Origin of the sequence: Clostridium sp. D53t1_180928_C8 (assembly GCF_015667795.1) — a bacterium.
GTDB lineage: Bacteria > Bacillota > Clostridia > Clostridiales > Clostridiaceae > Clostridium.
This window is the reverse complement of sequence record NZ_JADPEL010000005.1, coordinates 27,438-48,362: the sequence shown is the minus strand read 5'-3', so window position 1 is coordinate 48,362 and position 20,925 is coordinate 27,438. Positions and strand designations below refer to the sequence as shown.

21 protein-coding genes are annotated in these 20,925 nt (G+C 28.6%); 19 read left to right on the top strand and 2 right to left on the bottom strand.

What is annotated here, in order from left to right:
* The first annotated feature begins 6 nt into the window (after window positions 1–6).
* On the top strand, window positions 7–1,068 hold the full coding sequence (locus I4V51_RS05365; RefSeq protein WP_347708644.1) for a galactose ABC transporter substrate-binding protein: 1,062 nt from the start codon (window positions 7–9) through the stop codon (window positions 1,066–1,068).
* A 78-nt stretch (window positions 1,069–1,146) separates the two neighbouring features.
* Entirely contained in the window at window positions 1,147–1,317 is a 171-nt protein-coding gene (locus tag I4V51_RS05360) for a YvrJ family protein (protein ID WP_195987289.1), read from the top strand.
* A gap of 96 nt (window positions 1,318–1,413) precedes the next feature.
* On the opposite strand, the gene I4V51_RS05355 is transcribed toward I4V51_RS05360, so the two are convergent.
* Window positions 1,414–3,057 (bottom strand): putative manganese-dependent inorganic diphosphatase, encoded by a 1,644-nt coding sequence (locus I4V51_RS05355; protein WP_195987288.1) that lies wholly within the window; start codon window positions 3,055–3,057, stop codon window positions 1,414–1,416.
* Between the two features lie 207 nt (window positions 3,058–3,264).
* On the opposite strand from I4V51_RS05355, the gene I4V51_RS05350 reads away from it, so the two are divergent.
* From I4V51_RS05350 to I4V51_RS05315, 8 genes are all read left to right on the top strand, one after another.
* Window positions 3,265–5,814 carry a calcium-translocating P-type ATPase, PMCA-type gene (locus I4V51_RS05350; RefSeq protein WP_195987287.1) on the top strand — a complete coding sequence of 850 codons (2,550 nt, stop codon included), beginning with the start codon at window positions 3,265–3,267 and terminating at the stop codon, window positions 5,812–5,814.
* Window positions 5,815–6,004: 190 nt separating this feature from the next.
* Window positions 6,005–7,474, top strand: coding sequence for a threonine synthase (gene thrC, locus I4V51_RS05345; protein WP_195987286.1), 1,470 nt, complete (start codon window positions 6,005–6,007; stop codon window positions 7,472–7,474).
* Window positions 7,467–8,366: a homoserine kinase gene (gene thrB, locus I4V51_RS05340; protein WP_195987285.1), complete on the top strand. Its 900-nt coding sequence runs from the start codon at window positions 7,467–7,469 to the stop codon at window positions 8,364–8,366. The genes thrC and thrB overlap by 8 nt, the downstream gene beginning before the upstream one ends.
* Window position 8,367: 1 nt before the next feature.
* The gene (locus I4V51_RS05335; RefSeq protein ID WP_195987284.1) at window positions 8,368–8,805 is read left to right on the top strand and encodes an ACT domain-containing protein; all 438 of its coding nucleotides are present in this window, start codon (window positions 8,368–8,370) and stop codon (window positions 8,803–8,805) included.
* A gap of 316 nt (window positions 8,806–9,121) precedes the next feature.
* The gene (locus tag I4V51_RS05330; protein WP_195987283.1) at window positions 9,122–10,264 is read left to right on the top strand and encodes a cysteine desulfurase family protein; all 1,143 of its coding nucleotides are present in this window, start codon (window positions 9,122–9,124) and stop codon (window positions 10,262–10,264) included.
* Window positions 10,261–11,418, top strand: coding sequence for a tRNA uracil 4-sulfurtransferase ThiI (thiI, locus tag I4V51_RS05325; protein ID WP_195987282.1), 1,158 nt, complete (start codon window positions 10,261–10,263; stop codon window positions 11,416–11,418). Before I4V51_RS05330 ends, thiI begins: the two co-directional genes overlap by 4 nt.
* Before the next feature lie 200 nt (window positions 11,419–11,618).
* A complete protein-coding gene (locus I4V51_RS05320; RefSeq protein ID WP_195987281.1) occupies window positions 11,619–12,278 on the top strand; it encodes a hypothetical protein in 660 nt (219 codons plus the stop codon).
* An 85-nt stretch (window positions 12,279–12,363) separates the two neighbouring features.
* Window positions 12,364–16,011 carry an efflux RND transporter permease subunit gene (locus tag I4V51_RS05315; RefSeq protein WP_195987280.1) on the top strand — a complete coding sequence of 1,216 codons (3,648 nt, stop codon included), beginning with the start codon at window positions 12,364–12,366 and terminating at the stop codon, window positions 16,009–16,011.
* Between the two features lie 89 nt (window positions 16,012–16,100).
* Here the strand turns inward: I4V51_RS05315 and I4V51_RS05310 are convergent, their stop codons facing one another.
* Entirely contained in the window at window positions 16,101–16,517 is a 417-nt protein-coding gene (locus I4V51_RS05310; RefSeq protein ID WP_195987279.1) for a hypothetical protein, read from the bottom strand.
* A 256-nt stretch (window positions 16,518–16,773) separates the two neighbouring features.
* On the opposite strand from I4V51_RS05310, the gene I4V51_RS05305 reads away from it, so the two are divergent.
* The 9 genes from I4V51_RS05305 to mbhE are packed head-to-tail and all read left to right on the top strand — an operon-like array spanning window position 16,774 to window position 20,925.
* Window positions 16,774–17,151, top strand: coding sequence for an NADH-quinone oxidoreductase subunit C (locus tag I4V51_RS05305; protein WP_195987278.1), 378 nt, complete (start codon window positions 16,774–16,776; stop codon window positions 17,149–17,151).
* Between the two features lie 14 nt (window positions 17,152–17,165).
* Window positions 17,166–18,248 carry a nickel-dependent hydrogenase large subunit gene (locus I4V51_RS05300; RefSeq protein ID WP_195987277.1) on the top strand — a complete coding sequence of 361 codons (1,083 nt, stop codon included), beginning with the start codon at window positions 17,166–17,168 and terminating at the stop codon, window positions 18,246–18,248.
* Window positions 18,249–18,251: 3 nt separating this feature from the next.
* Window positions 18,252–18,593, top strand: coding sequence for a hydrogenase maturation nickel metallochaperone HypA (gene hypA, locus I4V51_RS05295; protein WP_195987276.1), 342 nt, complete (start codon window positions 18,252–18,254; stop codon window positions 18,591–18,593).
* Entirely contained in the window at window positions 18,594–19,238 is a 645-nt protein-coding gene (hypB, locus tag I4V51_RS05290) for a hydrogenase nickel incorporation protein HypB (protein ID WP_195987275.1), read from the top strand.
* Between the two features lie 18 nt (window positions 19,239–19,256).
* Complete coding sequence (locus tag I4V51_RS05285) at window positions 19,257–19,787, top strand: Na+/H+ antiporter subunit E (RefSeq protein ID WP_195987274.1); 531 nt, start codon at window positions 19,257–19,259, stop codon at window positions 19,785–19,787.
* On the top strand, window positions 19,787–20,050 hold the full coding sequence (locus tag I4V51_RS05280; protein ID WP_195987273.1) for a monovalent cation/H+ antiporter complex subunit F: 264 nt from the start codon (window positions 19,787–19,789) through the stop codon (window positions 20,048–20,050). The genes I4V51_RS05285 and I4V51_RS05280 overlap by 1 nt, the downstream gene beginning before the upstream one ends.
* Window positions 20,050–20,394 (top strand): monovalent cation/H(+) antiporter subunit G, encoded by a 345-nt coding sequence (gene mnhG, locus I4V51_RS05275; RefSeq protein ID WP_195987272.1) that lies wholly within the window; start codon window positions 20,050–20,052, stop codon window positions 20,392–20,394. Before I4V51_RS05280 ends, mnhG begins: the two co-directional genes overlap by 1 nt.
* Window positions 20,387–20,662, top strand: a complete 276-nt coding sequence (locus I4V51_RS05270; protein WP_195987271.1) for a hydrogenase subunit MbhD domain-containing protein — start codon at window positions 20,387–20,389, stop codon at window positions 20,660–20,662. The genes mnhG and I4V51_RS05270 overlap by 8 nt, the downstream gene beginning before the upstream one ends.
* Entirely contained in the window at window positions 20,647–20,925 is a 279-nt protein-coding gene (gene mbhE, locus I4V51_RS05265) for a hydrogen gas-evolving membrane-bound hydrogenase subunit E (protein ID WP_195987270.1), read from the top strand. Before I4V51_RS05270 ends, mbhE begins: the two co-directional genes overlap by 16 nt.

Genomic DNA, 20,925 nt, shown 5'->3' with positions numbered 1-20,925 from the left:
TTTATTGTGATTAAGAGATTTAATGGGATAATTATAATTATTGTGTGTATTGGATGTGCTTTTATAGGATGTAGTGAAAATATTGGTGTTAAAAGTCAAAAAAATAATGAATTAAAAATAGGAATAACTGTGTACAAGCAAGAGGATAAATTTATTTCTTGTATGACAAACGTAATTGAAGAATACGTAATAAAAAAAGAAAATGAGACCAACACTAAAATTACTGTAAATATAGCTGATGCAAAGGGAAATTCAACATTGCAAAATAATCAAGTAGATAAGTTTTTAAGTGAAGATTACGATATTATATGTGTTAATATCGTTGATAGAACAGCGGCTTCTGTAATAATTAATAAAGCTAAGAAATATGATATACCTGTTATATTTTTTAATAGGGAGCCAGTAGAAGAAGATATTAACTTATGGGATAAGGTTTATTATGTTGGTGCTAATGCTGAAATGTCAGGTTCTATTCAGGGGAAAATAGTATTAGAACAATATAATAAAGATAACTTTAGTATTGATAAAAATAGAGATGGTAAAATTCAATATGTTATGCTTGAGGGAGAGCCAGAGCATCAAGATTCGCTTATTAGAACTGAATCTACTATTAAAAAGATAACAGGATTAGGCATTGAGGTTGAAAAATTAGCAAGTGATAGTGCAAATTGGCAAAGCTCACAAGCGTATGAAAAGACAACACAATGGATTAATGAATTTGGTGATAAAATAGAGGTCGTTTTTAGCAATAATGATGATATGGCGTTAGGAGCTATATCAGCATTTGAAAATTTAGATATAGAGAAAGAGGATAGACCTATTATAGTTGGAATTGATGGGATACCAGAGGCGTTAAAATCTATAAGGGATGGTTCTTTAAAGGGAACGGTCTTTAATGATTATATAAGTCAAGCTGAAATGATGATAGACATTTCATATGATTTAAAATATAATTATAATTCTAAATTAATAAAAGATCTAAATAAGACCCATCAATTTAAAACATCTTATAAGAAAATAACTACTGAAAATATAGATAGTTATATTAAAGAAGATATTCAGTGGTAAAAATAAAAAAATATAATATAAAAATTATTAGTTACTGGATATATATTAAGTGTAATTATTATTTTAGGAGGTAAGATTATGGAGATAAGTGAATTGATTAATTTAATTGCTAATGTTGGTTTTCCAGTAGCTATTAGTGCATATTTACTAATAAGATTAGAAAAACAGATAATGTCATTAACACTTTCGATAAATAAACTTAACACCATAATTTCAACTAAACTTGGTGTTGTAATTAATAATGAATAAGTAAAAATTAAAAGTGAAGAGGTAAGAAGTATATATTTAATCTTTACTCTTCACTTTTCTTTTTTAACTCTTAACTAACTAATTTGATGAAAAAATTTAGTTTCCAGAAGTTATGGTATTAGTTATTGGAGGTACAACTTGTTTCTTTCTAGAAAGAACTCCAGGAAGGAATGCACCCTTATCCTTTAATGTAACCTTAAATGCTTTTTCAACTATTTCAGGCTTAGCGCCTGTAACTAATATTTCAGAACCTTCGTTTAAGATATCAGTTAATAGTAATAGAACCATTTCTAAACCAGCTTCTTTAGCCTTTTGGTCCATATAATTTAACATTTCTTCTTTTAAAGGCATAAATCCTTCAATATCCATTGTATTAACTTGAGAGATACCTACTTTAGTACCTTCAATAGTAAATGGTTTGAAATCAGTGTTGAAGATTTGTTCAACAGTTTTACCTTTTAATGAAGTTCCTGCTTTAAACATTTCTTTTGCAAATTCTTCTATGTTTATACCAGCAATTTCAGAAAGCTTTTTGCAGATATATTGGTCTTGTGGAGTGCAAGTTGGGCTTCTGAATAATAATGTATCAGAAATTATTGCCCCACAAAGAAGTCCAGCAGCTTTTCTTGATGGTCTAATTCCATTTTCAAAGAAGCATTTAGCAACTATTGTTGAAGTACTTCCAACTGGTTCATTTCTGAAGTAAATTGGATTATTAGTTTGTATATCAGCAACTCTGTGGTGGTCGATGATTTCTAATACTTCAGCATCTTCTAATCCATCAACAGATTGACCTCTTTCATTATGGTCAACTTGAATAACTTTCTTTTTATGATTAGAAATTAGGTGGTATCTAGAAACAGTACCAACAACTCTTCCGTTTTGATCTAAAACAGGATAGCTTCTAAATCTAGTTTCACTCATAATTCCTTTTATATCATCAACTAAATCATCAGTTGTGAAAGAAACTATATTTTCTTTAATCATTACATATCCAACTGGGATACTTTGAACAATAAGTCTTGAAGCAGTGAATGAATCATGTTGAGTTACTATAATAGTTACTCCATGTTCTTTCGCCAAGTTTATTATTTTTTCAGATGGAGCATATCCACCAGTAACTATCATTAATGAAACATTAAGATTTATTAATTCAGCTTGAGCTTCTTCTCTGTCTCCAACAATAGCAATATCTCCTTCTTCTATGTGTTCAGACATAGTGTCAGGTTGCATAGCTGTTACAGCTATTTTACCAGGGAAGCACTTTCTATCTTCATTTACATAAGAAACTTTAGCTGATAATGTATCAATTATGTTATCTAAAGTTGTATTACTCTTTGCTAAAATTCTGTTATCCCAGATGTCCATATAGCAAGAAGTTAAGTTAGCTACAGCTAATACTCCTAATAAATGATCACTTTCGTCTGCTACGGGTAAAGTTTTTATATTTTTATCTCTCATGATTGACCAAGCAGTTTTTAATGAGATATCAGGAGATACTGGACTTATATTATCAAATTGTAAGTCTTCTACCTTAAGTTTTACTGTGTTTAAGAATTTTGGTGATTCTGCGTTGAAATAATCTAGTATAAATTGAGTTTCTTGATTTACATTACCAAGTCTACAAGCAATTGTCTCAACATCACCAATCTTATTTTTAAATTCAGCATATGCGTAAGCTGCACATATTGAGTCTGAATCAGGATTTTTATGACCAGTTACATAAATTATATCTTTCATGCAATATGCCCTCCTTAGTTTGTTTAAATAAAGCTATATAGGATTAATAGCTTTATACATATTTTTGCATACTACTATTCTATATTTGTAAATGAGATTTGTAAATAAAAATGTAAAGTATATTAAGGATAAATTTATTTAATTATTCATAGTATTACATAAACATTAATATATATATACAAGAGTTCTTAAGGAGGAGGAGAAAGGGTGATACAGGAAAAAGAATTTACAAGAGGATTAAGTACAAGAGAAGCAGAAAAAAGAATTAAAACTTATGGTTTAAATGAACTTAAACATAAAAAGAAAAAGTCACCAGTTTTAATTTTTTTATCTCAATTTAATGATTTTTTAGTATGGGTATTAATAGGTGCAACTATTATATCAGGAATTATTGGAGACAAGGCAGATGCAGTAACAATACTTATTATAGTAATTGTAAATGCAATATTAGGTTTTGTACAAGAATTTAGAACGGAAAAATCGTTAGAAGCATTGCAGGAAATGGCGGCTCCAACTTGTAAAGCTATAAGAGATGGAAATATTAAAGTTATAAATTCAAGAGAATTAACAATTGGGGATGTTGTTATATTAGAGGCAGGAGATAGAATTCCAGCTGATGGAACATTTATTGATGCTGCTAATATGGTTGTAGATGAATCTTTATTAACAGGTGAATCAGTAGGTATATCAAAGGATACTAACAAGGGAAAAAATGAAGGCTATATGGGGACAATAGTTTTAAAAGGTAGAGGGTTGTTGTTAATTGATTCTATAGGAATGCAAACTGAAATGGGTAAAATAGCAAATCTTCTAGATAACATAGAAGAGGAAAAGTCACCTTTAAGGGAAAGATTAGATTCTTTAGGAAAGATATTAGTTATTGTTTGTATTGTAGTATGCATAATTGTAACTGTACTTGGAATATTAAGAGGAAATGATATTACTGAAATGTTCCTTTTAGGGGTATCATTAGCTGTTGCAGCAATACCAGAAGGATTAGCTGCTATAGTTACTGTAGCATTGGCTTTAGGAGTAAGCAGAATGCTTAAGAGAAATGCGTTAATTAGAAAATTACCAGCTGTTGAAACTTTAGGATGTACTTCAGTAATTTGTTCAGATAAAACAGGAACATTAACTCAAAATAAAATGACAGTAAAAGAAATTTTAACAAATGGTAAAGTTTATGAATTAGATAAAGAAAAGATATATGATTGCGAAAAACTTAAAGAAGCCTTCATATATTGTAATGATACAAATTATAATTATGATATTAAAGAAGTAGATAAAGCTGTTATGGGAGATCCTACAGAAACAGCTTTAGTTAAAGTGTTTTTTAAGGAAATAAAAGAATTAGAAGGATTTATTGCAAGAGCTAATAGAGTATTTGAAATACCATTTGATTCTACTAGAAAGATGATGACAGTAATAATGAATGCAAATGGTAAAGAAACATGTTATATGAAGGGTGCCCCAGAAAGAGTATTAGAGAGATGTAATGCTGTATTAGAAAATGGAAAGATAAAACCACTTACTGCTCAAAAGAAAAAGCAAATATATAGCTATATAGAATCTATGTCCAATAGAGCATTAAGATGTATAGCAGCGGCTTATAAAGAAGAACATGTTGTTAAAAATGATTCAGTTGAAGAAAATTTAATTTTCTTAGGTGTTGCTGGAAGTATGGACCCTCCAAGAATAGAGGTTAAAGATGCAGTATTAAAATGTAAAATGGCCGGAATTAAGCCTGTAATGATAACTGGTGACCATAAAAATACTGCCTTGGCAATTGCAAAGAGTATTAATATTTGTACTACAGATGATCAAGCTATTACTGGTGATGAGTTAGAAAAGATGTCTGATGAAGAACTAGAAAAGAGAGTAGGGAAGTTAAGAGTTTTTGCTAGAGTATCTCCAAACCATAAGTTAAGAATAGTAAAGGCATTTAAAAAGAATAACAACATAGTTGCAATGACTGGTGATGGTGTTAATGATGCCCCAGCAATAAAAGAGGCAGATATTGGAGTTGCTATGGGTATATCAGGAACAGATGTTACTAAGGAAGCAGCAGCAATGGTTTTAATGGATGATAATTTTGCTACAATAGTATCTGCCGTGGAAGAGGGAAGAATTATATATGATAATATAAGAAAATTTATTAGATACTTACTATCTTGTAATTTAGGTGAAGTGTTAACCATGTTCTTAGCATCATTATTTTATTTACCAAATCCACTTACACCAATACAAATTTTATTTGTAAATTTAGCTACAGATGGATTACCTGCCATTGCATTAGGTGTAGATCCTGCAGATAAAGATATAATGAGACAGACTCCAAGAGAAAAAAATGAAGGTATATTTGCAAGGGGTCTTTGGGAAAAGATTATTGTTAGAGGATGTTTAATAGGGATTTGTACATTATTATCATTTATGGTTGGTAGGTATTATGGAATGGACTTAGCAACTTGTAGGACTATTGCATTATGTACATTAGTTATGTCTCAACTTTTACATGTTTTTGAATGTAGATCAGAAAGACATTCTATATTTGAAATAAATGTATTATCTAATATATATTTATTAGGTGCAGTATTAGTTTCAATTATTATGATATGTGGAATATTATATATACCATTTTTAAGGGGCGTATTTAATACAGTTGCTTTAAATTTAGGACAATGGCTATTAGTATTATTTTTCTCAGGAATAATATTCTTAATAAACAGTGTTTATCTTCTTATAAAATCTAAAAAATAATTTTTAATAGGCTATCTCTAAGAGAGGGATAGTCTATTTTTATGAAAAAATAAAATAAAAATGTTTGCAAGAAAAAAACAGTTGTATTTCTATAAAATACATGGTAATATTTTTATATGGTAATTCTTGCTTAAAAATAGAAATATAATACAGAGGAGTGAAAAATAAATAAAGTTATTGGGGGGGTAAAATGAAATTTATAAGTACTAGAGGAAAAGGGGAAATTATTTCATCTTCTGAAGCAATTATAAAGGGCATTGCAGATGATGGAGGGTTATATGTTCCGATAGAATTTCCAAATTTATATGATGATTTGAAAAAGAAAATGGGGCTTTCTTATGAAGAATTAGCATATAAAATAATTGGAGAATTTTTTGATGATATTGATAATAAAAGTTTAAAAGAGGTAATAAAGGAAGCGTATAATAAAAAATTCTTTGTAAAAGAAGAAAAGAATTTTTTAGAGCTATATCATGGACCTACATCAGCTTTTAAGGATGCTGCACTATTATTTTTACCACAAATAATGAAGGTAGCAAAGAAAAAGGAAAATATTAATCAAGAAATAGTTATATTAACAGCTACTTCTGGAGATACTGGTAAGGCTGCATTAAATGGATTTAGTAATGTAGATGGATTTAAGGTTGTAGTTTATTATCCAGAAAAAGGTGTAAGTGAAATTCAGCAAAAGCAAATGGTAACACAAGAAGGTAATAATGTAAAAGTAATCGGAATTAGGGGCAATTTCGATAATGCACAAAGTGGAGTTAAAACAATATTTAGTGATAATGAATTAAAGAATAAATTAAAAAAAGATGGATTTTTACTATCTTCAGCTAATTCAATTAATATTGGTAGGTTAATACCACAAATTGTTTATTATTTTTATGGTTACTTTGATTTAGTTAATAAGCAAAAAATAAAAGAGGGCGATGAAATAAATGTAGTAGTTCCAACTGGGAACTTTGGTAATATATTAGCAGCTTACTATGGGAAAAGAATGGGGCTACCTATAGGAAAGTTAATATGTTCATCTAATGAAAATAATGTATTAACAGACTTCTTAAATACAGGGCTATATGATAAGAGAAGAGAGTTAATATTAACAGAATCACCATCAATGGATATTTTAATCTCATCAAATTTGGAAAGGCTATTATTTGAGGCTAATAATAGGGATTCAGTAGAAACTAAGAAACTTATGGAGGAGTTGAGTAATAAAGGGGCATATTCAATTTCAAAAAGGGCAAAAGAGTTTTTAAGTGATTTTTATGGAAATTATGCAAATATAAATGAAGTCTATGAAGCTATTAAAGAGCTTTATAATAGTAAGGGGTATTTAATGGATACACATACTGCAGTGGGCTATGTAGTATTGGATAAGTATAGGAGAGAGACTTCAGATTATAGGCAGGCATTAGTTGCATCAACAGCTAGTCCTTATAAATTTCCAAGAAGCATTTGCAATGCGTTAGGAATTGATATTAGTAAAAAAGATGAATTTGAAATATTGAATATATTAAGTAATAATACTAACACTAATATACCTAATAATCTAAAGGATTTAGATAAAAAAGAGGTACTTCATAAGGAAATATGTGATAAGGATAAAATGAAAGAAAGTTTAATTGATTTTTTAAGTGGGGCTAAAAATGATTAAGGTAAGAGTACCGGCGACATCAGCTAATATGGGGCCTGGTTTTGATTCGCTGGGAATTTCTTTAAGTATATATAATGAATATGAATTTTCACTTGAAAGTAATAAGGGGCTATTCTTTGAGGGTGTAGAAAAAGAGTTTCAGAATGAAAATAATATAATTTTTATGACTATAAAGAAAATTTTTGATAAATATGACTTTAAATTTAAAGGAATAAGGATTAAAATAATAAAGCAAGATATCCCAATATCAAGGGGACTAGGTTCAAGCTCAAGTTGTATAGTAGCAGGAATTATAGGAGCTTTTGCTTTAATGGGTAAAGAAATAAACAAAGATGAAATTTTAAGTTTAGCTGTTGATATTGAAGGACATCCTGATAATGTATGTCCAGCAATTTTTGGAGGATTAGTTTCTACAATAATGGTAGATAATAAAAAGCCATTATATAATTGTGTAGAAGTGAAAGAAGGAATTAAGTTTGTTGCATTAATTCCAAGGTTTAAGCTTTCTACTGAAAAAGCAAGAGCAATACTACCTAAAGAGGTTTCGTTTAGAGATTGTGTTTATAATATAGGGAGGGCTGCCCTATTAATATCATGTTTCTCAAATGGTAATTATGCTTTATTAAAAGAAGCAAGCAAAGATAGAATTCATGAAAGATTTAGAAGTAAACTCATTGATAATTTTGATGAAGTTTATAATAAAGCGTTAGAGCTTGGTGCATTTAGTTGTTTTTTAAGTGGTGCAGGGCCAACGGTTATGACAATTGTTGATAGTAAAGATATAGATTTTGTGAATAATTTTACGATATTTATGAAAAAACAAGAGATTAATTGGGATATTAAAGAGTTAAAAATAGATAAACATGGGGCAAAAATTTTGAAAGGTGAATAATATGAACGGTGATTATTTAGTTATTGATAAAAAGGTTTTGCCAGAGGTATTTGAAAAGGTAATTAACACAAAGAAAATTTTACAAGAAGGCAAGGTAAAGGAAATTACAGAGGCTACAAAGCTTGCGGGAATAAGTAGAAGTGTTTATTATAAATATAAAGATTATGTTTTTGAGTTTTCACAAATGTCTAACGGAAGAAAGGCAACTTTTAATATGATAATAGCTCATCAAAAAGGTGTGCTTTCTAATATATTAAACTTTATTTCAGAACATGGTGGAAATATTTTAACTATTGATCAAGGTATTCCAATTAATAATTTAGCAAATTTAAGCTTAACTATTGATATATCAACAATGAAAATTGAATTGAGCAAAATGCTAGAGGAATTAAAACAATTAGAATTTGTAGATAAAGTTGAATTTATTGCAATGGAATAATAAAAAAATAGACAATTATGATTAATAAGTCAGGAATTATTTAGAAATAAAACCTGGCTTTTTTTGTTATTAGAAATAATAATTACAAAAATTATATAATATTTAAGAAAAACTATATAATAAAATATATATTTCATAGAAAAATGATAGGAATACTAGATTTTATTGTATAAATGGTTTACTTATAGTAAAGTAAATGATAGAATTTTAAATTAATATGAAACAACTTTTACTAATGAGAAAGTTGTAAATTTGTAAAATTAAAATTTTAAATTTTACTTATGATGTAAATACTAAAAGAAAGGAGTGATTGTCAGTGAATATTTATTTTGATAATAGTGCTACTACTATGCCTTATGATGAAGTAATAGAAGAAGTAAGTAAAGGTATGAAGGAGTATTTTGGCAATCCATCATCTTTACATAAGATTGGAATTAATTGTGAAAAAAGGTTAAATGAAGCTAGAGAGTATTTTGCATCTACCATTAAATGCAACAAGGATGAGATATATTTTACATCTGGTGGAAGTGAAGGAAATAATTTAATTTTAAAGGGATTACTTAAACAAGGTCATCATCTTATAACAACAACTTTTGAACATCATTCTATAATTAATACATGTAAAGAACTAGAGGAAAAAGGTGTTAGAATTACATATTTAGATGTCGATAATGAGGGTAGAATTTCATTAGAAGATTTAGAGGAGGCTATATGTAAGGAGACAGTTTTAGTTTCAATAATGTATGTTAATAATGAAATGGGAATTATACAAGATATTGAAGCTATAGGGAATTTGATAAAGGAAAAAAGTTCTAGAGCAAAATTTCATGTAGATGATGTTCAGGGATATGGAAAGCTACCTATAGATGTTAATAAGGCAAAAATAGATTTATTAACAGTAGCAGGACATAAAATTCATGGACCTAAAGGTACAGGATTAGTTTACATAAAGAAAGGAATAATATTAAATTCACTTATTTCAGGTGGAAATCAAGAAAAAGGGTTTAGAGCTGGAACAGAAAATCTTCCAGGAATAATTGGGTTTGAGAAAGCAGCAAAAATAACTTTTGAAAATATGAATAAAAGATATACAGAAGTTTCTGAGCTAAAATCATATTTTATTGAAAGATTAAAAGAAATAAATGATATTAGAGTAAATAGCGGAGTAGAAGGATTTAGCCCTTATATTTTAAATGTATCTTTTTTAGGTGTAAGAGCTGAAGTGTTATTGCATTTATTAGAAGAAGCAGGGATATATGTAGCTACTGGATCTGCATGTACATCAAAAAGTAGTGCAGCACATGGGAGTTATGTAATAAAAGCTTTAGGATTAAATAGTAGAGAAATTGAATCTGCAATAAGATTTTCTTTTTCATATGAAAATACAAAAGAAGAAGTAGATTATACAATTGATGTACTGAAAAAGTCATTAGTGTTTTTAAGGAGAGTAAAAAGATGAACAATAAGTTAATATTAGTTAAATATGCTTCTGAAATATTCCTAAAAGGATTAAATAGAGGAAAGTTTGAAAGAAAGTTAAAAGAAAATATAGAAAAGAAACTTTCTGGGTTACAGTTTGAGTTTATTACAGACCAAGGAAGAGGATTTATAAAGGCTGAAGATATAGATGCGGCAGTAGAAAGAGTAAGAAAAGTTTTTGGAGTTGCAGAAGTTTGTATAGTTACTGAAGTGGAAAGAGATTTAACTGCAATAAAGGAAGAAGCCTTAAGAAAAGTTAAAGAAGCAAATCCAAAGACATTTAAAATAGAAACAAATAGAGCTAATAAGAAATTTCACTTAAATTCTATTGAAACGTCTAGAGATGTTGGCGGTTATGTACTTCATCACTTTGGAGAAGGATTAGAGGTTAATGTTAAAAATCCTGAATGTTTAGTAAATGTTGAAATTAGAGAAAAAGCATATGTATTTACAAGTAAAGATAAAATAAAAGGTGTTGGTGGATTACCTTACGGAATGAATGGTAGCACAATGCTTATGTTATCAGGAGGAATTGATTCGCCAGTTGCTGGATACTTAATGGCTAGAAGAGGCGTAGAGCTTAATTGTGTATATTATCACAGCCATCCATATACATCAGAAAGAGCTAAGGATAAGGTTAAAGAATTAGCAAAAATACTTTCAAATTATACAGAAAGAGTTAACTTATATATAGTTCCATTTACAGATATTCAATTAGATATAATGGAAAAGTGTAGACAAGATGAATTAACTATATTAATGAGAAGATTTATGATGAGATGTGCTTGTAGTTTAGCTGAAAAGTACGGAGTACAATCAATTTCAAGTGGAGAAAGCATAGGTCAAGTTGCAAGTCAAACTATGGAAGGTTTAATAGTGAGTACTGACTGTGCAGATAGACCGGTATTTAGACCATTAATTGCAATGGATAAAGGTGATATTATGGATATTGCCAAGGAAATAGGGACTTATGACACTTCAATATTACCATATGAAGATTGTTGTACAATATTTGTGCCAAAGCATCCAAAAACTAAACCACAATTAGAAGCAATGAGAAAGGCAGAGTCAGTTTTAGATGTAGATGCAATGGTAGAAAAGGCAATTAATAATACTGAATTAGTAGTTTATTAAAAATATAATAAAGAATAAAATTATTAACCACGCTATGTATTTAAATAAATATATGGTGTGGTTTTATTAATAATGTAAGTTTTAAGTTAGTAAATGAATAATGTTCATAATAATGCTTTATTTACCTATAGTATTAATAGTATAATCAATAGTGTTAAGTACTCTAAAAATAAATTAAGATAAAGAGGATGTAAATAAGGATGATTGAAATAATATTAGCAATATTAGTAATAGGTTGCATTATATATATATTTAGAGGTGATTTTACAAGAAGAAATGCAGGAGTAACAGTTCTTGAAAGTTTACCTTTATCTATTTTTAAAAAATGGAGTAAAGAAAATAATAATAGTGAACAAGAAGAAATGGTTGAAATAAATAATACAAAAACTAGTTATAATAAAAATACTGTTCATATAGAGAATGAAGTATTAAGTGAAGTAGCGCTTACTACAATAAATGAAGAAAGTGAAGATATAGAAATTATAGATGGGAAAGATAACATAGGGGAAATAAAAAGTAGTGAAGAAGTAAAAATAATGGGTTCAGTGCAAGAAATAAAAGAAGAAGTAGGTAATGAAGTTAATAATTCTTCTGAAAATATGTTTAATGCTCTAATAAATGAATCTAAGGAAAGTATAAAAAATAAAGAAGTTAAGGAAAATAGTAAAGAAATAAACAAGGAAATTAATAATATAAATGAAATGTTTAATGAAAAAAGTGAAGAATTAGTATTCTGGACTCCAAAGGGAAAAACGTATCATACTAAAAGTTCTTGCAGTACTTTAGCTAGAAGTAAAGTAATAAATAGCGGAACCGTATATGAAAGTGGTAAAGACTTTAAATGTGAGCATTGTAAATAAAAAGTAACAAATTTTAACTCCTCGTTGTAATAATTGGATAAAAAATATAAAATTAGATAGTATACCAATAATTAGGAGGAAGATAATGCTTTCAAAATTCAGTGTAAAAAAACCATTTACAGTTTTTGTATCTGTAATATTAGTTATATTGTTAGGTATAATTTCATTTACAAAAATGACTACAGATTTATTACCACGTATAGATTTACCATATGTTATGGTTATGACAACATATCCAGGAGCAAGTCCGGAAAAGGTTGAGATAACTGTAACTAAGCCTTTAGAGAAAGCTCTTGCAACAACTAGTGGAGTGAAAAGTATAAATAGTATATCTAGTGAAAATTCAAGTCTTATAATTTTAGAATTTGAACAAAGTATAAATATGGATAGCGTGTTAATTGAAATGAGTAGCTATATTGATTTGGTAGAGGCTCAATTATCTGATGAAGTCCAAATACCTATGCTTATGAAAATGAATCCAGATATGTTACCTATAATGGTTGCAAGTGTTGATGTGAATAGTATGGATACTAAGGAAATAACTAAAATGGTTAATGAAACAGTAATACCAGCTTTTGAAAAAATTGAAGGGGTAGCATCTGTAAGTGCAACAGGCTTAGTTGAAGAAAAATTAAAAATTCAATTAAATCAAGATAAAATTGATGAAATTAATAATAAAGTTTTAGCAAGTATAGATAGTGGACTAGCTGAGGGAAAAGCACAGTTAGATAATGCTAAAAATCAATTAGTTACAGGAAAAGAACAATTAGAATCACAAGGAAAAGAGCAGGCAGTACAGTTAGCAGAAGTAGAAGCTGCTATTGAAAGTGGAAAGACTAAATTAACAGAAGGAATTAATAGTTTAGCAATAGCGCAAAATAATTTAGAAACTCAAAAAACAGAGATAGAAGCAAAGAAAAGTATTTTAGAAAAGTTATTAGAAAAGCAACAAGAATTAGGATTTGATTTAACTGAAAAAGAAAAAGAGCTGCTTGAACAGTTAATAACAGGATTAGAGAATATTGAAAATGGATTAATAGAAATAAGTAATCAAAAGTCTAATTTAGAAGCTCAATTAACTGCATTAGTAGCAAAAGAAAAGGAATTAGAAATAGGAAAGTTAACATTAAATCAAGAGTTAAGTAAAGCTTCTGCACGACTTATAACAAGTGAATCGGAATTAGATAAAGGTATAAAAGAGTTTGAAGAAGCAAGAGATGAAGCTTATAAAAATGCAGGTATAGGGGAAGCGCTTTCTTCAAACACTATATCTAATATTTTAATGGCAGAAAATTTTTCAATGCCTGCAGGATATATAAAAGAGGGAGAAGAAAAATATTTAGTTAAAGTGGGAGAAGAGTTTTCGTCTATAGAAGAATTAGAAAATTTATTATTATTTAATATTAATGTAGAAGGTATTGGAAATATATATCTTAAAGATGTAGCACAAGTTTCCTTTACTGATAATTCAGATGAAATGTATGCAAAAATAAATGGGAATGATGGAATAATATTATCATTTCAAAAACAGAGTACTTACTCTACATCAGAGGTTTCAGATAAAATTAATAAGACAATAGAAACCCTTCAAAAAAGTAATCAAGATATGCACATAACGTCTCTTGAGGACCAAGGAGTATATATTAATATTGTAGTTCAATCAGTATTAAGTAATTTAATATTAGGTGGAGTTTTAGCAATAATAATTTTATTTATATTCTTAAGAAATGTAAAACCAACAGTAATAATTGCATTTAGTATTCCAATAAGTTTATTATTTGCACTGGTAATGATGTATTTTAGTGGAGTAACAATGAATATTATTTCATTAGCTGGTTTAGCCTTAGGGGTTGGTATGCTAGTGGATAATAGTATAGTTGTAATTGAAAATATATATAGGCTTAGAAATGAAGGAATGTCATCAGTAGAATCGGCGGTTAAAGGTGCAACACAAGTTGCAGGAGCAATTTTTGCATCAACACTCACAACTATTTGCGTATTTTTACCAATAGTATTTACAGAAGGATTATCAAGACAACTATTTACTGATATGGGATTAACAATAGCATATTCTTTACTAGCAAGTTTAATTGTAGCATTAACATTGGTACCAGCTATGGCTTCAAATATGCTTAAAAAGTCAGTTGAAAAAGAACATAAGATATTTAATAAACTTGTAGTTTATTATGAAAAAGCTTTAAGATTTTCCATAAAGCATAAAGCAGTATTCTTAATTTTAGCAGTTGTATTATTAATAGGAAGTACTGTTATTGCAATATCAAAGGGAAGTTCACTTTTACCTACCATGGATAGTACTCAAATTACTGTAACTATGGAAATGGATAAGGAAACTAAAACAGAAGAATTAAGAGAAATGAGTAATACTGTAATAGATAAGATATCAGATATTGAAGATATAGAAACTATAGGTGCTATGCAAAGCTCAGGTGGAATGAGTTTAATGGGTGGTGGAAATAGTAAATCAATTTCTTTTTATATAATTTTAAAAGAGGATAAAAAGTTATCTAGCAAAGAAGTTGGGCAACTTATAGAAGATAAGACTAAAGATTTAAACTGTGAAATAAGTGTCAATACATCAACTATGGATATGTCTGCCTTAGGAGATTCAGGAATAAGTATAGCAATAGAAGGTGATAATTTAGATACTTTGAAAAATATTGCAGGAGATATATCAAAAATTCTTGGAGAAGTAGAGGGAACAATTGAAATTTCAGATGGATTAGAAGATTCATCAATGGAAACAAGAATAACTGTTGATAAAAATAAAGCTATGGAGTATGGATTAACAGTGGCACAAGTTTATCAAGCTGTAGCAAAGGAATTATCTTTAGAAACTTCATCAATAACTATAAATTTAAATTCAAATGATTATCCTGTAATAATAGCACAAGATGATGAAAATGCTTTAAAGAGAGATAATTTAAAGGATATTAAAATTAAGGGAAATAAAAATGGTAATGAAGAAGAAGTGTTATTAAGTACAATTGCAACTATAACAGAAGAAAAAGGATTATCATCAATTAATCACGTTGAGCAAGTAAGATCCTTATCAGTTACAACAGCAGTAGATTCAAATCATAATGTAGGTAAGGTTAGTAATGAAGTTGAAAAGAAGCTTAAAGATTATAATGTTCCTGAAGGTTATACTATAGAAATTGGTGGAGAGCAAGATGCCATGAATAAAGCTTTTAGAGATTTAATAAGTATGATTGCGTTAGCAATAGTATTTATATATCTTATTATGGTTGCTCAATTCCAATCATTATTATCACCGTTTATAGTATTATTTACAATACCACTTGCCTTTACAGGAGGATTCTTAGCTTTAATTATTACAGGCTTTGAATTAAATATGATTTCTATATTAGGATTTTTAATACTTGCAGGTATAGTAGTTAATAATGGAATAGTATTTGTAGATTATGTTAATCAGCTTAGGATAGAAGGTATGGAAAAGAAAGAAGCATTAGTAGTGGCAGGAAAAACAAGAATAAGACCAATAATAATGACTGCTTTAACTACTATTTTAGGTCTTTCTACCTTAGCAATGGGATTAGGGATGGGAGCAGATATGATTCAACCTATGGCAATAGTAACAATAGGTGGATTAACTTATGCAACGGTTTTAACGTTATTTATAGTTCCTATAATGTATGACATACTTCATAGGAAAAAAATAAAAGGAAATTTTAATGATAAATCAATAGATTAAATATATTAAGACGTTTAAACATTTATTTCCTATTATTAAATATAAAAAAAGAGATTTTGCGTTTTGCAAAATCTCTTTTTATATTTAAACTATCTAGTTCTCATTTTAGTAGCTTGTTGTCTAGCTTTTTTTATTTGACCATGGTCAAATGGGTGAAGGTCTTTTCTTGTAGTTAAGTTAGCTATATTTGAAGCAACAACTACTTCAGAATTAGATTTACCTTTTTCACCTTTAATTCCCATAACAATTATTTTGTGACCTTGAGATATATCAATAAATTCTGGTTTTTTGAACCATCTATTTCTTTTGTATTCACATTTAGCTATTTGTTTACCTGCATCAGACTTAACAACTAGCCAAACATGTAATCTATTGAAAATTCCTAGAAAACTTTTAGTTTCAGTTTTAACTGATAAAACTGTACCAGAAACACTCGTCATTCTATCTCCGTATTTATTCATGTATGCATCAGAGTAATATTTAGTCATTTTATCTTTGAAACCCATTGCAAAAACTCCTTTTATTATAAATTATACTATGTTAACACTAATTATATAGACATTATAGCATAAAAGTTATAGAGATAAAACAAAAAATACTATTAATAAAAATAGAATAAATATAGAAGTTTAGTAATTTGAAAAAAAAATCCAATATTTATATTATAATAAGCTTTAAACTTATGTATAATAAAGAGTGTAATAATGTAAAATAAATACATAAATAATAAAAATTTCCTTAAAATTAAAAAGGGGGAGTATTATGGGTAATATTAGTGTAGTGGAAATACAAAAGAAAGAGATTTTATCAAAAGTACAAGAAGTTAGGGATAAAGGAGGAAGATTAGTAGCTATAAATGGTTATGTAGATAATGAGAAAAACAATGTAGTAGTTTATACATTAGAATATGATGATTTTAGAAAGCATTATAAAGTGAGTAGAGAGTCAATATTACCTACAGTAACTAACATATATAAAGGGGCTCAGTGGTTTGAAGAAGAAATACAAGAAATGATGCCATTAAAATTTGAAGGGTTAATATTTAGTGGAAGATTATTTTTGCCAGAGGAATTTAAAGATGGTGAAGGTCAAATACTTATAATGCCATTAAATGAACTCAAAAAAATGAAGGATAATTAAAAGGGGGGAAAGGCTTGAGTTACATTTTACCATTAGGACCTTATCATCCTGCGCTAGAAGAACCAGTACATGTTAAGCTTCTTACTGAAGGGGAGCTTATTAATGATTCAGAGGTTTTTATAGGATATAACCATAGGGGGATAGAAAAACTAACTGAAACTAGAAATTATATTCAAACAATAACTTTAGTTGAAAGGGTATGTGGAATTTGTTCACACTCACATGCTATGACTTATTGTTTAGCAATAGAAAATATTGCTGGAATGGAAGTTCCAAAGAGGGGTAGTTATATAAGAGTAATATTAAGTGAGCTAGAAAGATTACATTCTCATTATTTATGGTTAGGATTAGCAGCACATATAGTAGCATTTGATTCTTTGTTTATGATGTGCTTTGCATCAAGGGAAAAAATAATGGATATGTTAGAGGTTATATCAGGAAATAGAGTTAATTATGCTATGAATATAGTTGGTGGAGCAAGAAGAGATATTAGTAATGAACAAAAAGAAACATTAATAAAAATGATAGCAGAGTTAAGAAATGAATATAAGAATATTTATAATGTTTATGCTAAAGATTCAAGTATAGCTGCAAGAACTAAAGGTGTTGGAATATTAACAAAGGATGATGCATTAAATTATGGTGCTTGTGGTCCTCATGGAAGAGCTTCAGGAGTTAATTTCGATGTTAGAAAAACTATGCCATATAATTGCTATGAAGAATTTGATTTTAATGTAGCTATAGCAAATGATGGAGATGTATTTTCAAGAGCAGTTGTAAGGTTAATAGAAATTGAAGAAAGCTGCAAGATAATTGAACAAGCTCTTAAAAATATGCCTGATGGACCTATTAATTTAGGAAATAAGATTCCGAAGGTTCCTACAGGAGAGTATATAGCGGTAACAGAAGCTCCAAGAGGTGAGGTAACTTACTATGTAGTTTCAAATGGAGGACAAACCAATGGGAGAGTTAATATTCATGTACCAACCTTTAAAAATGCAATGACTGTTCCAGTAATGTTAAAAAATAATACTGTTGCAGATGCTGGTCTGATAGTTGCTAGTATAGATCCGTGCTTCTCATGTTTAGATAGGTAATTTATGCATGAATTAGAAGTAACTCAAGGATTGCTTAAAATATGCTTAGAGGAAGGGAAAAAGCATAATGTTAAGAGTATAAAAGAAATAAATATAAAGGTTGGAGAATTAACAGATTTAGTGCCAAGTTGTATATCATATTATTTTAATATAGTTGCTAAAGACACTATTGCCGAAAATACAAAGATAAATATAGAGAAAATACCCGTATCAATTAGGTGTAATAAATGTAATTATGAGGGTGAAATTGGGAAAAATAATTATGTTTGTCCAAAATGCAAAGGAAATATATACGAAATTACAAAAGGGAGAGAGTTTTATTTAGATACTATGGAGGTTGATTAAATGAAAATAAAAGTTGTAAGGCAAATTTTAGAATGGAATGAGGATTGTCATAAAGAAGTACAAGAAGAGCTTAGAGAAAAGAATGTAAAAATGATTAATATAATGGGGTCTCCAGGTGCTGGGAAAACAACATTTATACTGAATTTAATAGAAGAGCTTAAGGAGAAACAGCTGAGAGTTGGTGTAATAGAAGGAGATATAGAGGGAACAATAGATGCAAAAGCAATTCAGGAAGTAGGAATACCTGTTGTTCAGCTTAATACACAAGGTGCATGTCATATAGAGGCTATGTCTATAAAAAATATAATAAAAGAATTTAATTTAGATGAACTAGATATTATTATAGTTGAAAACATAGGAAACCTAGTATGTCCAGCAGAATTTGATATTGGAGAGGTATTAAAGATTGCATTATTAAGTATACCAGAGGGTGATGATAAAGTAGTTAAATATCCATTAATGTTTTCAAAAGCAGATGCTTTGATACTTACAAAGTATGACATGATACAGTATTTTAAATTTAATGAAGATGAGGTAAAAGAACAAACACTTATTAGAAATCCAAATTCAAAGATTTTTAAAGTTAACTCATTAGAAGAAGGTGGAACTTACGAGTTTACAGAGTGGTTAATAAAAAAAATATAAGATAGAAGGTGGTTATGAATGAAAAAATGGACAGCATTTGTTGGAACTTTTATTTTATCATATTTATTTTGGATTTTATTTTTAATACAAGATTTCAATATTTTAAAATTGGGAGCTCAAGAGCTTATAGTAGGAGCAATTGTAGCAGTAATTGTTTCTTGTTTTTCAAGTACATTTTTCGCTAGAGAAGATGGATTTTGGTTATTTAAAAAATTAAGATTTATAAATTTAATAATTTTTATTCCCGTTTATATATGGGAATTAATAAAAGCTAATTTTACTGTGGCTATAAAAGCATTATCACCGAATTTAAATATAAATCCTGGAATAGTAAAGATTACTACGGATTTAAATTCAGATTATGGACTAGCAATGTTATCAAATTGTATAACATTAACACCAGGAACTATAACAATGGATATATATGAAGATGGAGATAAAAATGCTTTATATATTCATTGGATAGATGCAAAAACAGAGGATACTGATAAAGCGTCAGAAATTATAAAGGGAAGATTTGAGTATTTTGTAAGGAGGCTTTTTAAATAATGAATATGAATTCTATATTTACTGTAGTTTCAATACTTTTAGCCATCCTGGCATTAGTTTTATTATATAGGGTATTTAAAGGGCCTAATGTAATAGATAGGGTTTTAGCTGCTGACTCTATAGATATAATTTTAGGAATAATTATGATTTTATTTGGAGCAATAGAAGGTAGAGCTATGTATTTAGATCTTGGACTTATAGTAACTCTTCTAGGATTTATTGGAACTGTATTAATTTCTAAATATTTAGAGGGGGAATTGTAATGGCTATATTAGAAATAATAGTTTGTATATTGCTTGTAATAGGTATTTTCTTTCTTCTAGCAGGAGTTATTGGTGTAATTAGAATGCCAGATACTTTTTGTAGGCTTCAAAGTGCAACTAATATAGCGACAATGGGAGCAATGCCAATAGCATTAGCATGTAGCATATATGGATTTGGAAGTGGAAATACTTCTTTAGGAATAAAATCTCTAATAATGGTAGTATTTTTACTTATAAGTAATCCTGTAGGTGCCCATGCAATGGCAAGAGCTGCATATAAAATTAAAGCAGGACTTTCAGAAAAAACAAAGTTTGATCATTATGGGAGGGATATAAATGAGTAGCTTTGATGTATTAAATACTTTAATAATAGTTGGATTAATTGCATCAGCAATTTGTGTATTTTTCCTAGATGATATTCTTCAATGTATTATTGCCATGGCTGTTTTAGGTGGTTTTTTAGCTTTAGAGTTTTTACTACTTAAAGCACCAGATGTTGCTATAGCTGAAGCTGCAGTTGGAGCAATATTAACTCCTGTAATTTTTATAATAACTTTAAACAAAGTTAAAACAAAAAAGATTAAGGAGGAAGAAAAATGCGAAAAAAGATGACTTACTTAATTCTTTTCTTGTTACTTGTTATTTTTGTTTTTGTAGGTTTTAAAATGGGATTAAAGCCAGAAGAGTTTGGAGAGGCATCTCAAATAATAGTAGATGAAACTATAAATGAAACAGGGGCTATAAATTCAGTTACTGCAACAGTATTTGATTTTAGAGGATATGATACTTTAGGAGAGGCCATAGTATTATTTACTGCAATTTGTGGAGTTGCAGCTGTTTTAAGACCAGAAAAAAAAGCAAAGGAGGAAAAATAA

Excerpts from the sequence above, each read along its gene's own strand:
- hypB (WP_195987275.1), top strand. The coding sequence starts at position 18,594 with ATGAAAATAAAAGTTGTAAGGCAAATTTTAGAATGGAATGAGGATTGT.
- mbhE (WP_195987270.1), top strand. The coding sequence starts at position 20,647 with ATGCGAAAAAAGATGACTTACTTAATTCTTTTCTTGTTACTTGTTATT.
- thiI (WP_195987282.1), top strand. The coding sequence starts at position 10,261 with ATGAACAATAAGTTAATATTAGTTAAATATGCTTCTGAAATATTCCTA.
- thrC (WP_195987286.1), top strand. The coding sequence starts at position 6,005 with ATGAAATTTATAAGTACTAGAGGAAAAGGGGAAATTATTTCATCTTCT.
- I4V51_RS05355 (WP_195987288.1), bottom strand. The coding sequence starts at position 3,057 with ATGAAAGATATAATTTATGTAACTGGTCATAAAAATCCTGATTCAGAC.
- mnhG (WP_195987272.1), top strand. The coding sequence starts at position 20,050 with ATGGCTATATTAGAAATAATAGTTTGTATATTGCTTGTAATAGGTATT.
- I4V51_RS05285 (WP_195987274.1), top strand. The coding sequence starts at position 19,257 with ATGAAAAAATGGACAGCATTTGTTGGAACTTTTATTTTATCATATTTA.
- I4V51_RS05335 (WP_195987284.1), top strand. The coding sequence starts at position 8,368 with ATGAACGGTGATTATTTAGTTATTGATAAAAAGGTTTTGCCAGAGGTA.
- I4V51_RS05320 (WP_195987281.1), top strand. The coding sequence starts at position 11,619 with ATGATTGAAATAATATTAGCAATATTAGTAATAGGTTGCATTATATAT.
- I4V51_RS05305 (WP_195987278.1), top strand. The coding sequence starts at position 16,774 with ATGGGTAATATTAGTGTAGTGGAAATACAAAAGAAAGAGATTTTATCA.
- I4V51_RS05310 (WP_195987279.1), bottom strand. The coding sequence starts at position 16,517 with ATGGGTTTCAAAGATAAAATGACTAAATATTACTCTGATGCATACATG.
- I4V51_RS05315 (WP_195987280.1), top strand. The coding sequence starts at position 12,364 with ATGCTTTCAAAATTCAGTGTAAAAAAACCATTTACAGTTTTTGTATCT.
- I4V51_RS05280 (WP_195987273.1), top strand. The coding sequence starts at position 19,787 with ATGAATATGAATTCTATATTTACTGTAGTTTCAATACTTTTAGCCATC.
- thrB (WP_195987285.1), top strand. The coding sequence starts at position 7,467 with ATGATTAAGGTAAGAGTACCGGCGACATCAGCTAATATGGGGCCTGGT.
- I4V51_RS05270 (WP_195987271.1), top strand. The coding sequence starts at position 20,387 with ATGAGTAGCTTTGATGTATTAAATACTTTAATAATAGTTGGATTAATT.
- hypA (WP_195987276.1), top strand. The coding sequence starts at position 18,252 with ATGCATGAATTAGAAGTAACTCAAGGATTGCTTAAAATATGCTTAGAG.
- I4V51_RS05360 (WP_195987289.1), top strand. The coding sequence starts at position 1,147 with ATGGAGATAAGTGAATTGATTAATTTAATTGCTAATGTTGGTTTTCCA.